The organism is Cellvibrio polysaccharolyticus (genome assembly GCF_015182315.1).
GTDB classification, from domain to species: Bacteria; Pseudomonadota; Gammaproteobacteria; order Pseudomonadales; family Cellvibrionaceae; genus Cellvibrio; species Cellvibrio polysaccharolyticus.
Map to the genome: position 1 here is coordinate 934,202 of NZ_PRDL01000001.1, position 14,767 is coordinate 948,968.

The following is a 14,767-nucleotide window of genomic DNA, read 5'->3' on the forward strand; positions in this document are numbered from 1 at the left end:
GTCGAATAGGGAATATCCTAAAGGGCATTTATTCCAAAGCGTCCAGATAGCGGGGCAGTTTGATAATAAACTTTGCTCCGCGGCTATGGACTGTATCAGCCGGGCTGATAATTTCCAGAAACCCGCCATGGTCATCCACAATGCTATATACCATGGCAAGGCCGAGGCCAGTGCCCTCTCCGGGATCTTTGGTTGTAAAAAAGGGTTCGAAAATCTGTTCGATATGTTCCGGAGGAATGCCTGGGCCTTCGTCAGTAATGGAAAATGTAATGCTGTACTCATCTTCCTCGCTGGCAAGCATAACACGCCCTTGCTCGGGACTGGCATCCCTTGCATTGGATAGCAGGTTAATAAAAACCTGGATCATGCGCTGTGTATCACCGGCCACAATGGCATTGCTGGCGATATCATTAATAAACAGTACCTGATTGCGGTCTTTCTGCAATGACAGCAGGCTTATTGCCTCATTGGCACAGTTGCGCAGAACCACGGCATGAAAATCACTTTTGCGATTGCTGCCGGTGTGCGAGAAGCTCATTAATGACTGCACAATCCGGCTAACTCTATCGGTTTGACTGAGAATCTGCTCCGCAGTTTCAAGAATTTCCGGGTTTTCCGATTCATAGCGCAGGTTCTGCGCGAGACAGGCAATGCCGGTAATCGGGTTGCCAATCTCGTGCGCTACACCGGCCGCCAGGCGGCCTACCGAGGCCAGGCGCTCGCTGTGTACCAGCTCCTGCTCGAGCAATTGGGTTTCGGTGACGTCTTCCAGCAAAATAACCTGATCATAAACCCCGGCGTTAATGGTGCCTTCAATAGCGGCTTTGTGCAGGCTGACCCAGTGCGGGCGGCTGTTCAGGTCAATTTCGCGGCGGTAATAATGGGCTTCGCTGCTGTTGCAGAAATCCACCAGCAGGCTGCACCAAGGCTCGGCAATGTCTTCCAGGTAAGAACCGATGACGTCTTCGCCGGGTGTATTGGTGAGGCGCGACATGGCGTGGTTCCACATCAGAATTTCCCGGTCCAGCCCCAGAGAGCAAACTGCCATGGGTAATTCTTCCAGCGTTTTACGGTGGTACAAGCGCAGGTTGTTCAGCTCGGCAGCCATACCGGTCAAATGGTCGCGGGTTTGCGCCAGGCGGCTCTCAATCAAATTGATATCTACGCCGTCGCGAGTTTCTGCTTCCTGGAAGGGAATGTATTTGTCCATGATTTCGCTGGCAACGTGAATCCCCATCAGGCTGGACAGGTTGCCTTCTATCTGGTCGCGCAAGCGGCGCAGTGCATAGGGGCGGCGTTCAGACATGGCAAGCCCCAACTCATTCAGCGCAATTTCCACTTCCCGGCTGGCAGTGACCTTGCCCAGCGGGCGTGCGAGGCGGGTTTTGAAATCGGCCGCAGAGTTGACATCCAGTGCCTGGCGCACCGGGTGGCTGATTTCATCGGCAGCACATTGGTCGGCGTTGTATTGTTCATCGTCGGTCTGGCGGGTGATCAGCGATACGCCGATAAAGATCAGGGTATTGGCACCCAGAGACAGCAGGGCGACCTGGCTCCAGTAATCGTTACCGACCGGAATCGGCTCGGCGAACAGCGGTAAATCCAGCGCATTGATACCGGTCAGTGCCGGAATCAGCAAGCCGAATGCCCAAATCAGTGTGCCCACCGACAGGCCGGCAATCACACCGCGGCGGTTGCCGCGCGCCCAGAAGGTGATGGCAAAGGTGCAGGGCAAAAATTGCAGGGTTTCGATAAAGGCCATCAGCGCCAGATTGGTGAGGCTGTAACGGCTGTCGAGAATCCAGTAAAACAGGTAGCCACCGAAGAAAATGGCGGCAATCAGAATGCGGCGCAGCCAGAGCAGCTGGCGGTAAATGTCGTGCCGGGCGCGCAAGCTGACGCTGGGCAACAGCCAGTGGTTCATCACCATGGTGGCCAGCGCCAGGGTAATCACGATCATTGCGCCGGTTGCCGCTGACAAGCCGCCGATAAACGCGAGCACTGTCAGGCTCGGGGATTCAAACAGAATCGGTACGCCCAGCGTGAAGTATTGCGCGGGCAGTGGAACCGCCAGTTCAAAACCTGCCCACAGGATAGGAAACACCGGTAACGCCATCAGTAACAAAAACAGCGGAAATGCCCAGGTAACGATGTGCGAGTTACGCATTAAAGGGGTTTCTGCCAGGCCCATCTGGAAAATGTGCGGCATGGTCACGGCGGTGGCAACAAATACCAGCAGCAGCGTGTGGGCAGAGCCGTCGCGGATCGGAGTATGTAATAACGCGAGATTTTCCGGGTGTTCCGCCAGCCAGTTATCCAGCCCTTCCATACCGCCAAAAATACCGTACACGGCGACCAGACCTACCGCGCAGAGCGCGCACACTTTGATCAGCGATTCAAAGGCCATGGCGGTAATCAGGCCGCGATGTTGCTCGCGGTTGGAGCCGAACAGAATGGTAAATGCCGCCAGAATCACGCAGTAACATAACGCCATCACGTCTTTAAAGGTAAGGCCGGTGCCTTCCAGGGGGAGTGAGGGGTTACTGCTGACGGTAAGGATGTGCATGGTGTCGGCGATGGCCTGAATTTGCAGCGCCATCAAGGGCAACATGCCGCACAGCATGCCGAGCGTGGTCAGCGCACCCACGCCATGGCTGTGGTAGCGAAATACCAGCAGGTCAGCGAGGGTGTGCACCTGGTGTCGTCTGGCCAATTCTGCCAGCGGCGCCAGTGCCACCGGGGCAAACAGAAACAGCGCACCGGTGCCGAGAAAATAGGCCAGCGCGCCGTAGCCGTAGGAGAATGCCAGATCAATAACGCCGTAAAATACCCAGGCACTGGCAAAAATGCCCAGCGATAAAATGTAGGTAATCGGGTGCGAGGTAACGGATTCGGGAATCCAGCCGCGTTCGGTTATCCACGCGATACCGAACAGGGAGAGCAGGTAGATGATGCCAATCAGGGCAACGTGTGTCAGTTCAAAGGTCATGGGATCGGAGGCCGAAATGCGAAAGTCAGGAAATGTCCTGGCGCTTGTTGCGCCGTAGTTGCACGATAAAGGCGATCACAATCACCAGTACCCAGACCAGATAGGGGCGATACCATGGCCCCTCGGGATGAATAACCCAGGAAAACAGTGTCGGCGAAAAAATATACGCAATCAGCATCAGCAAAATTACGAGGCGCTGGTTATTCATAAATGCGGGTATTCCTCGCCGGATAATAATGGGGAAAGCGCTTCGCGTGGCATTGCCGCCACTTGTTCCCGCTGCCAGTGCTGCACGCCCCACGCCAGTATTTCAGCGACTGTCGCGGTTTTTAATTCGGGTGGGGGGCGTTGCCCGAGAAAGGCAAGCGCGTACCATAAATTGCCGGACGCTTTTTGTCCATCCAGCGGCAGTGCGAGATTTTGTTTGCTCAGCTTTTGCCCGTGCTGGTTGATGGCCATGGGCACGTGCCCGTAAAGCGGCGCCGGGCGATGACAAATATTAAAGAAGGCGATCTGGCGGGCGGTCACCGGTAACAAATCCAGCCCGCGAATAATATGGGTAATGCCCTGCGCCATATCATCGGCCACCACCGCCAGTTGATAGGCAAATAGTCCGTCTTTGCGTTTAAGTATCTGGTCGCCAGCCTCAAGCCGTAAATTTTGTATCTGTTGCCCCTGAAAAAGATCCGTGAATTCCAGCCTGTCATCCGGCAGGGGTAGCGTATCGTAAAGTTTCAGGCGCAAGGCGTGGGGGTGGCTGGTATCCACAAGGCGGGTTCGGCAGCGTCCGTTATAAATGCCGCCCATGGTTTGCAAATCCTGCCGGGTGCAATCGCAGCGGTAAATAAGGTGTTGCCTTTGCAAGTCGTGGAGCAAGGTTTCGTAGGCTGCGTGACGCCGGCTTTGAAAAACCACCTCACCGTCCCACGTTAAACCGTGTTGTTCCAGTGCCTGCAAAATGGCATCGGCTGCACCAGGTTGTTCCCTGGGCGGATCAAGATCTTCCATGCGTACCAGCCAGGTGCCGCGGCAGGCGCGAGCATCAAGAAAGCTGGCGAGAGCGCTGACCAGAGAGCCGAAGTGTAAAAGACCGGTAGGAGATGGCGCAAAGCGGCCAATATAAGGCGTGTTTAAAAAGGCGGGAGACGTTGCTGGCATAAAATAAAAGCGGGCACGTTTGTGCCCGCTATAACCGGCATTAACCGCCGATTTGTTTTTCCTTGATTTCATCGAGTGTTTTGCAGTCGACACACAGGGTTGCTGTGGGGCGAGCTTCGAGGCGACGAATACCGATTTCAACACCGCAAGCGTTGCAGTAACCGTAGTCGTCCGCTTCGATCAACTCGAAGGTGCTATCAATCTTCTTGATCAGCTTGCGCTCGCGGTCGCGGGTGCGCAATTCAAGGCTGAACTCTTCTTCCTGGCTGGCGCGGTCGGCCGGGTCAGGGAAGTTGGCGGCTTCATCTTTCATATGGCTGACGGTGCGGTCAACTTCTTCCATCAGCTCCATTTTCCAGTTCAGAAGCAATTGTCTGAAATGCTCCTTTTGATCCGCATTCATGTACTCTTCGCCTTTCTTCTCTTTATAGGGAACGAAAGGACGCAAGGCGAAAGTTTCGGTGTTAGCTGAGTTTTTCGGCATAATGTGTGCCTCTTTATGACTTCCTGAAACGTGCGAATCGGTCGGCAAAGACCCGTTGATCAATGATTTTTGCCCTCTACACCGGCAGCGTTTTCACAAGGTGATTTGACGCCATCGATATTAAGAAGGGGACGCAAGCTACCAGATTACACACCCCTGTGCCAGTACTTTTTCCGGCTCTATCGCTTTTCCGTGACGCGGTGTGATTCCCGGTTTGGCAAGCTCCTGGCAATATAGTTACAAATCCCTGTTTCTGCTGGATTTTTTGCAGAATAAATAAGTTTGCTGATGTTTTTTGCGCGTCATGTCTCCCATCTATTCGTTCAAATATGGAATACACCCCTTATGACCTCCTCTGATTTCGGCCTGGGCTGGCAGCAAGCCACGCTGTTGCGGCGTTACAAACGCTTTCTTGCCGATGTGCGCTTGTCGGATGGCAGTGAGATCACGCTGCACTGCCCCAATACCGGCTCAATGAGAAATTGCGTGCTGCCCGAAACGCCTTGCTGGTACTCGGTATCTGACAACCCCAGGCGCAAGTATGCCAATACGCTGGAGATTGTTACCACACCCGGTGGGCATCTGGCTGGTATTCATACCGGGCGCGCCAACGGTTTGGTGAAGGACGCCATTCTCAACGGCACTATTAAAGAATTGCAGGGCTATTCATTGATTCGCCAGGAAGTGACTTACGGGCAGGAAAAGTCGCGCATCGATTTTTTGTTAACCGGTGCGGTGCATGACCCTCGCGATTGTTATGTAGAAGTTAAAAGCGTGACCTTGATGGAGGCGCCGGGGCAGGGCATGTTTCCTGACGCGGTCAGCCAGCGAGGCAGCAAACACCTGCGGGAATTGGTAGCCATGGTGCAACAGGGGCATAGGGCGGTGTTGGTGTATTGTGTTCAGCACAGCGGCATCCAATGGGTTGAACCGGCGGATGCTATTGATCCTTTATATGGCAAAACACTGCGTGAGGCGATGGTAGCGGGGGTTGAGGTTTATGCCTACGCAGCTCATCTGGAGCCGCAACAGAGTCTTGTTGTGTTAAATGATTCGTTGCCATTGGTGATTGGCAAGGTCTAGATCGTACCACCAAAAGCCTGGCCTGCTCTCCGCCCCTTTTCGCGGGGTGTTGCCTGGCTGTGCTTGCAAGGTGATGTGACGTGATGCGTCATCGAGGTGCTTTCAGGAGGGCTTCGGCTCCTTTCGGGGCAAGGGAGTTTATGCTTTGTGAATGTTTTCGTCGGTTTTGTGGCGGTTTTATTGTTTTATTTTTTTGTTTAATTTTTTTGTCAAAATAACGTCTTTATTTTTTGTTTTCAGCATCGATAAATTTTATTTTCAGGCATTTTTTTGTTGAAAAAATAAAGGCACGGTTCCGTTATTAGCAGTGTTTTCCGGTGCAAACGGTTACTTTTTGAAAGTTAAATAAAAACGCTATCCATGGTCATTTTTTTGTTGGTTAATATCCGTGCAGTCCGGGTATAATTCCTGCATCTGTCATCAATTTGTATGGCTCTTCCGAATAAAGTGCATTCCCCTGATTGCTATTCCTGAATCTGTTCCGGGCTTTTGGTCCTGGCGGTTTAAGGCGTCGGTGCCCGACGAAAGCAAAACCCTGTAATTTCCGGTAATTGAAATATTAATAAGTACTCTGCAGGGTAGGGGTAGTGGCGGCTGCCAGCTGGTTAGCAAATCCGGCCAGATTTGAAAACGTATCTTTTGTTGGTTTCTAGCGAAGTCCGGATGTCTTGTTGAGGTTTTTTATGTCGTTGTTTAATGGCAGCTATGGTGCGGGCTATAAATTTTTAGAGGTCTTTGTGGTAAAGCGACCTATCTTTTCGGCCGTTTTTTGTTGTGCCGGCGTTGTCGTCGGGCGAGTTTTTTTAAAGCGCTTTTTCAATGCTTGCTATTGGCTCTTCTTATCTATATTGCATTCACTCACTCCGCCTGCGTTATCCCGGCAAGCTCTGCACCTCAAGGGAAACTAATTACTATGACTCATAACTTGTTTGCCTGGCTGTCTTTTTTCACACCCATGGCCCGTTTGCGCCAACTCCACCATTCAGTTCTCTGTTTCGTGCTGCTGGTTTTATCGCTATGGTCCGCTCCTTTTGCTGCCGCTGCTTCCACATCTGCTGCCTGTGATGCGATTAATGCCCAGTTTGGCACTTTGCAGACGATTGCGCCTGATCCTAATGTTGTTTATCCATCGACGCACCCCTCGGGCGCGCAGCCTGGCCGCCATCTCAACGATTACAGTTATTCAGGTTTTGCCGTTGGAGAGACTATCAACATAGTCGCCTCATCCAGTGGGAATGGGGGACATGGTCATGACTCCAAGCTTGTCATTTGGGATTCTGTTTACAATCCGATATTTGATGCCAGTAATGTCAGCGGAGTTAATTTCAACGAAAACGCTTCGCATACGTTCACTCAATCAGATGTGGATAATGGCCTGAACGATCTTCTTGTTGCAGTTGATGTGATTAATACCGATAACCATGGGCTGACGCTAACGCTGCAAATCAGTTGTTCTTTTGGTGTTGTTCCCCAGCAGACAACTTTTTTCGGCACGGCTGATTATTTTTCTGCAACATCCGTAGCTGGCGTTTCAGGTTTCACCGTTCCTGATATTGTTGGCAGCGGTTGGGATTTCACCGTTTTTTCAAACAATAATGCTGTTGATGCGACCATTAATGTTGAAGCTTATATGAACCAGACTCATCTGGCTTATGGCGCATCCAATAATGGTGCAACCGCGATAACAGGAATTCAGCTTAAGCCCAACGCGCACAAATTATTTGATCTTAAATCTGTCGATGTAACGATAGATCAGGCGAACGGAACGAATGGCTCTGCATCAATACCCATGCAATTGATTGGTTATAAAGATGAGGTTGCCGTTGCAGGCGCAATGCTTGTTCATCATGTTACGAATGCGTCAGGCCCTGGCACACTGGTAGCCTTCGATGTTTCTTCCAATGCTGCTTTCATCGGCATAGATTCATTCCGTGTAACGCCAACCGGTTCAGATATTACCTACGCGATAGGTGTCGACAACATTATTGCTGAAAACTTCAGGGATCCACCTGCTGCTAATAACTCACCAACCAGCGAAGTATTCGATTTTGAAACCGCAACCGGTGCTATTTCCGGCGCTGAAACAAATACCTTTTATCAAGTTAGCGATAATCTCAGTACCCATTTTGGCGAAACTGTGCGTTTAAAAGTCGTTGCGGATACAACGTTTCTGACAAATCATGAAGCGCTCAATACACCGGCAGACGGCGCACTTTCCGGTGATACCAGCCTGTGGGTTGACTTTATGGAGACCAAATTTTGGACTTTTTCTCTGGATAACGATTTTGTGTTCGATCTGGATTCCTTCAAATTGCATGATGATAACTCTAATGGTGGTGACGTGCTTGTCATTACCACCAACAAGGGTGGAGAGTTGGTAATCAATTCTATAGGTTCAACAAATACTTTAACCTATATGATTGTCTCGGCTGCGACAGCCAATGATCCTGATCTCTTCAAAGGAATTAGCAGTTTTACTATTACTTCGCCCGTAGGCTCTGAGTATGAGGATTCTTTTGTTATTGCAGTGGATGACATTGCCGTGTCTAACGTTACGGCGCCTTCAGCCTCCACGGCGCCAACGATTACATCGCTAAATATCATCTCTGGCTCCACCGCAGGCGGTACTGTTGTTACGCTTACCGGAACCAATTTTACCGGCGCAACGGCTGTTACTTTTGGTGGTGTTGCGGGTACGGGTCTTGCCGTTAACAGCGATACGTCCATTACTGTAACAACACCAGCTGGTACAGCTGGTGCGAAAGATGTGGTGGTGACGACACCTGATAGCTTGGTCACATCAAACGGTTCGTTTACCTATATTGCAAACGCACCACTTCAGGGTGTTACGACATTTGATCATTCGGCATCGACAATCATTTTAGCTAGTGGGAATGGAACCAACACGGCCAGTGTCACCAATATGCTATCCAATGGTTGGGACGTGGCAGCTACCTATGAAGCTGCTACATCAACTGCCAATTTAATTCGTTATTCACATAACACAGGTATCGGTTCGACTCCAAATTGGAGTGGCGCCTTACAGTTAGTTGGTGCTGCTGATCTGCTGTCATCTGTAAAGTTTAGTTCCAACGATGGTTCAAGCTTTTCGTTAATGGAAATTAACATTTCAAATACTGAAACCGCCACCGGATATTCCGGTACTATAATCGCTACTGTCACAGGTTATAAAAATGGAGTTACCATTCCAGGTGCGGCCCTGTCGGTACTCCTCCCACAAGTCGACATCGTATTAAGAGCTTATACATTAGTTGATGTTACGGGTAATCCTGCATTCAACAATGTGGACAGTTTTTCAGTTGCCTTCTCGGACGGACATGATCGGTTCTTGTTCGATAACTTTAAGATCGGACCAGTCATTACAGGCTCACCTGCACCGACTATCTCAAATATAACTCCCGCTTCCGGTAACACCATAGGCGGCGCGCCCGTCACCATTACTGGTACAAATTTTACCGGTGCAACATCCGTTACGTTTGGTGGGGTTGCAGGTACTGGCCTTACCGTCAACAGCGATACATCCATCACCGTTACTGCACCTGCTGGTACAGCCGGTGCGAAAGATGTAGTGGTAACGACACCGGGTGGGTCGGTCACAGTGACAAGTGGCTATACCTATGTTGTACCGGCTCCCACAATATCTTCTATAGCGCCTGCTTCCGGTTCCACCGCAGGTAATACATCTATCACTATCACTGGCGCCAACTTTACTGGTGCAACAGCTGTGACGTTTGGCGGAGTGGCGGGGACTGGACTTACGGTTAACAGTGATACATCTATCACCGTAACAACACCAGCGGGTACAGCCGGTGCGAAAAATGTGGTGGTAACGACACCGGGTGGGCCGGTCACAGTGACAAGTGGCTATACCTATGTTGTGCCGGCGCCAGCTATATCTTCTATATCGCCTGTGTCCGGCTCCACCGCAGGTAACACGTCTATCACTATCTCAGGCACTCATTTTACCGGTGCTACAGAGGTAACTTTTGGTGGGGCGGCAGGTACCGGCCTTACGGTTAACAGTGATACGTCTATCACCGTAACAACGCCTGCTCATTCAGCCGGTGCGAAAAATGTGGTGGTAACGACAGCTGGCGGATCGGTCACATCGACGGGTGGTTATACCTATGTTGTACCGGCACCAACCATATCGTCTGTATTACCTGTTTCCGGCACCACTGCGGGTGGCACTTCTATCACCATTACCGGTAGCAATTTTACCGGCGCAACAGCGGTGACTTTTGATGGTGTCGCGGGCACTGGTCTTACTATTAATAGCGGTACGTCCATCACCATAACGACACCTGCGGGTACAGCCGGTGCGAAAGATGTGGTAGTGACTACCTCGGGTGGGTCGGTGACCTCCATCGGTGGATATACTTACACTGCTGCACCTGCAGCGGCTCCGATCTTTGATGAAGCGCCTGCTATCACCAATATCTCAACGAGCCGTTTGGATTTGTCCGCGAGCCTTGATAAGGCGGGTCGGTTCTATTATGTCGTGCTTCCCGACGGTGCTCCTGCGCCTACAGCCGCTCAGGTTAAAGCGGGCACTGCGTCCACGGGTAACCAGGCGTCCCATTCGGGTAGTGCGCTGATTTCTTCATCACCTTTCAGTCATCGCTTTACTATTTCGAATCTGGTTTCGGGCACAGCTTACGATATTTATGTGGTCGCAGAAGATAACGCCTCTCCCGCTAATGTGATGGCATCTCCAGTGAAACTGCATGCGACGATGTCTACGTTGAATGCACTGTATTTTGATGATGGTAGTGAAACCATTACTGGCTTGACGGGCGTAAGCCCTGCGGAATTTACCGTCGAATTTAAGCTGTATTTAGACTCCGCAACGCCCGCCGGTAATTGGCCTGCGATTTATCGCGGCGGCGATGTAGGGATTTATCTCGAAGGGGATAACTCGGTTTCCTTGTGGCTTGCTGATGGTAGTCACTTTGAATCGCCTGCCGTATTGCGAAGTGATGCCTGGAACCACGTCGCTATGACGTACAGTGTGGCAACGGGCTTCAAGATATACATCAATGGGGTACTGGATTACGAGGAAAGTCGGGACTTATCTGGAATGGATATTTTGCCGCTGGTTGACGTAACCATTGGTGGTGGCCTTGTAGAATCCGCCCTGGATGATTTCCGCATATGGAATGTGGTACGCACGGCGCAGCAAATCAATGACACCAAAAATTCCGAGCTGACACCAACCTATCCCGCCAGTTTGGTGCGTTATTACGATTTTAACCAGGGCATTGGTGGTGCCGATAACACGGGCTTTACTTCTCTGGATGATCGCACGCGCAACGGTGCTTCCGGTGTATTGAACAACTTCAACCTGATCGGTAATGAATCCAATTGGATTGAAAGCAACTCATTGCTTTCCACTCCATTCATCACATCTGTTGCGCCTGCAACCGGCTCTTTGGACGGCGGCGATACCGTTGTGATCACCGGTGAGTTTTTGACAGGTAGCACCGCTGTTACTTTTGGTGGAGTAGCAGCCACCAGCTTCAACGTGGATAGTGCAACGCAAATTACGGCGGTTGCTCCTTCTCATGCCGCTGGAGTTGTGGATGTAAGTGTGACCACCGCCGTTGGTACGGTGAGTTCCACAGGTGCCTTTACTTACGGTGATGCGCCAACGGCGCCGACTATAGAGACAGTCACCGCAGGCGATGGACAGGTATCGGTTGCCTTTACAGAACCCGTTAACAATGGTGGTTTTGCGATTACCGATTATATTGTGACAGCCAGTCCTGGCGGAGCTACCGCAACCGGTGCAGGTTCGCCGATTACCGTGAGCGGTTTGACCAACGGCACCAGCTATACCTTCACTGTGGAGGCAACTAACTCCATTGGTACAAGTTTACCGTCAGCAGCATCAAGCCCTGTGAAGCCAAATGCTGCGCCAGTAATCAGCGGAACACCGGCCACCAGCGTGAATCAGGATACAGCCTACAGCTTCATTCCAACGGCGAGCGATATTGATGTCGGTGATGTACTGACTTTCAGCATCACCAATAAACCGATGTGGGCGAGTTTCGATTCTGCGACGGGCCACTTGACTGGTACACCCGTCAAGGCAGATGTTGGTGTAACGACCGGCATCGTGATCAGCGTATCCGATGGTACTTTGTCTGCATCACTGCCAGCCTTCAATCTGGAAGTGGTCAATGTCAACGAAGCTCCGGTCATCAGCGGCACACCTGCAACCAGCGTGAATGAAGATGTGGTTTACAGCTTTATTCCGACGGCTACCGACCCGGATGGCGATGTACTGACGTTCAGCATCACCAACAAGCCCTCATGGGCTGCGTTTGATACCGCCACCGGTACCTTGACCGGCACACCTGCCAAGGCAGATGTTGGTGTAACGACCGGCATCGTGATCAGCGTCTCCGATGGTACTTTGTCTGCATCACTGCCAGCCTTCAATCTGGAAGTGGTGAATGTCAACGAAGCTCCGGTCATCAGCGGCACACCTGCAACCAGCGTGAATGAAGATGCGGTTTACAGCTTTATTCCGACGGCTACCGACCCGGATGGCGATGTACTGACGTTCAGCATCACCAACAAACCGACCTGGGCTGCGTTTGATACGGCCACCGGTGCCCTGACCGGTACCCCCGTCAAAGCTGATGTGGGTGTAACCACCGGCATTGTTATCAGCGTATCCGATGGCAGCTTGTCTGCGTCACTGCCAGCCTTTGACCTGACGGTTACCTCCGCCAACACCGCCCCGGTGATCAGCGGCACCCCGTCAACTACCGCTGAGCCGGGTAACGCCTACAACTTTACCCCGACGGCCTCCGATCCGGACGGTGATGCTCTGACCTTCAGCATCACCAACAAACCCGCCTGGGCTGTGTTCAACACCACCACCGGTCGTTTGAGCGGTATTCCGGACACCACCGACAACGGGACTTACAGCAACATTGTCATCAGTGTCTCCGATGGAACACTGACGGCCAGTCTGCCAGCATTCAGTCTCACCGTAGCTGCTGATGATGTGGATACCGACACCCCGGTCGTCACCGCCCCTGCACCGGTCGTGTTGAATGCTTCCGCGCTCTACACCCCGGTTACCCTGCGTCAGTTGCTGAAACTGGATGCCAATGCGGATAGCGCAACCCTGCAAGCGGCACTGGCGGCACTCACCACCGGTGGTGGCGAAGCCTGTTGCACCACCTTGCCGGAAGGGTTGAATGACAATGCCGTAGTGTTGTTATCCCCCGGACGTCATGAGGTGGTATGGACAGCAACCGCCGCCAATGGCCAAACCGCTTCGGCAAAACAAACCGTGAACATCCGTCCGCTGGTCTCGTTCGCCAAAAACCAGCAAGCCCTGCGTGACAGCGTGGTGCGTGTGCGGATTCTGCTGAATGGTGTATCCCCGGTGTATCCACTGGCGATACCGGTCACCATCGACACCGCCACCACGGCGGCGGAAACGGAATACACCCTGCTGGAAACGGTAGCCATGTTCAATGATGCCGGTCAGACCGAGGCGCACATTGATGTACAGCTGCACGCCGGTGCCAACGGTGGCGACAGTGAACTGGTGCTGGGCCTTGATGACCGCAGCAGCAACCCGGCGGTTATCACCGGTGACCTGTTCGACATCAACAGCGGTGCTGCCAACCGTCATGTCATCAGCCTGCGTGAAGGCAACATCGCACCGGAAGTGTCACTCACCCTGAATCAGGATGAGCGCAACACTATCCTGGTTGCCCGCACCGGAGGCGATGTCACCGTCACGGCGCAGGTCACTGACCTCAATGCAGGCGACACCCACAGCTTCGACTGGAGTGGTACCGACAACGTACTGGCGGATCTTGATGGTAGTGCCGCCAACAACACCCTGGTCTTCGACCCGGCAGCATTGAATGGTCGTTACCAGGTGCAAGTGAAAGTGACCGATTCGGCGGGCGCCAGTGAAACCACTGACCTCTACTTCCGTGTGGTAGAGCAGTTACCGGTACTCGACCCGAACAAGGACAGCAACGGCAATGGTATCGACGATGCGACCGAAGGCTTTGGCGATGCAAACGGCAACGGCATACCGGATTATCTGGACAGCATGCCGACCGACAACGTACTGCCGCAGCAAATCATTGAAACCAATACTTACCTGCTGGAGTGTGACCCGGGTGTACTCTGTCGTATCGGTCGCTTCGCCCTGATGGGAGAAAGCGGTGGTGTGGAACTGCTGGACAATGATTTTACAACCCTGTCGGATCTGTCCCGCGATACCACCCACAAACCGGTCGGCGGTATCTTCGACTTCGAAATCAAACACCTGCCGCTGGAAGGTCAAACCATCCGTGTGGTGATACCGCAACGCGAAGCCATTCCCGCTGAAGCGGTCTACCGCAAATACCACAACGGCAGCTGGAAAGACTTCGTCAGCAATGACAACAACCGGCTGCATTCTGCACCGGGCAACCCGGGCTTCTGTCCACCGCCGGGCGATGTGCAGTGGGAGTCAGGTCTGGTTGCCGGTTACCTGTGTGTGCAGTTGACGCTGGAAGATGGTGGCCCGAACGATGCGGACGGTCTGGTGAACAAAGCGATTGCCGACCCGGGCGTTGTCAGTGTTCGGATACAAGCCGAACCGCCGGTTGACCCGGAGCCCCCCGTTGATCCGAAACCGCCAGTGAATCCGGAGCCACCGGTAAAACCGGAACCGCCGGTCAATCCGCCGAAGGGTAAAAAGAGTGGTGGTGCATTCGGGGTGATGGAAACCGGAGCGGCTTTTTTGCTGTTACTGCTGGCTCACAACCGTCGTAGATCGGGTAGCCAAAGCAAACGCGCAAGCCACCACTGAGTGCCAGTAAAAATCAGTGTATGGTCACAAACCTGCACTGATTTTTACTGATAGATTTGCAGCCTGGAATCAAAGCCGATCTCATTGAGGTCGGCTTTTTTGTACTGTAGCGGAGGTTGCCGGTTTATAACGCGTTATTACAGATATGAAGAAATAATTTTTCCCGTTGTGAATCAGAATGTTTTTTTATACAGCA

At 52.3% G+C, this 14,767-nt stretch carries 6 protein-coding genes; 2 read left to right on the forward strand and 4 right to left on the reverse strand.

Annotated features, from left to right (window positions below):
• Window positions 1-28: 28 nt before the first annotated feature.
• The 4 genes from C4F51_RS04060 to dksA are packed head-to-tail and all read right to left on the reverse strand — an operon-like array spanning window position 29 to window position 4,631.
• Window positions 29-2,989, reverse strand: a complete 2,961-nt coding sequence (locus C4F51_RS04060) for an ATP-binding protein (RefSeq protein ID WP_193907384.1) — start codon at window positions 2,987-2,989, stop codon at window positions 29-31.
• Between the two features lie 25 nt (window positions 2,990-3,014).
• Window positions 3,015-3,197, reverse strand: coding sequence for a hypothetical protein (locus C4F51_RS04065; RefSeq protein ID WP_193907386.1), 183 nt, complete (start codon window positions 3,195-3,197; stop codon window positions 3,015-3,017).
• On the reverse strand, window positions 3,194-4,219 hold the full coding sequence (gluQRS, locus tag C4F51_RS04070) for a tRNA glutamyl-Q(34) synthetase GluQRS (protein ID WP_235992272.1): 1,026 nt from the start codon (window positions 4,217-4,219) through the stop codon (window positions 3,194-3,196). Before gluQRS ends, C4F51_RS04065 begins: the two co-directional genes overlap by 4 nt.
• Entirely contained in the window at window positions 4,188-4,631 is a 444-nt protein-coding gene (dksA, locus tag C4F51_RS04075; RefSeq protein WP_193907394.1) for an RNA polymerase-binding protein DksA, read from the reverse strand. The genes gluQRS and dksA overlap by 32 nt, the downstream gene beginning before the upstream one ends.
• 345 nt (window positions 4,632-4,976) lie before the next feature.
• On the opposite strand from dksA, the gene sfsA reads away from it, so the two are divergent.
• Together sfsA and C4F51_RS04085 are read left to right on the forward strand one after the other, a co-directional pair.
• Window positions 4,977-5,714, forward strand: coding sequence for a DNA/RNA nuclease SfsA (gene sfsA / locus C4F51_RS04080; protein WP_193907396.1), 738 nt, complete (start codon window positions 4,977-4,979; stop codon window positions 5,712-5,714).
• Between the two features lie 913 nt (window positions 5,715-6,627).
• Window positions 6,628-14,571, forward strand: a complete 7,944-nt coding sequence (locus tag C4F51_RS04085) for an IPT/TIG domain-containing protein (RefSeq protein WP_193907398.1) — start codon at window positions 6,628-6,630, stop codon at window positions 14,569-14,571.
• Window positions 14,572-14,767: the final 196 nt, after the last annotated feature.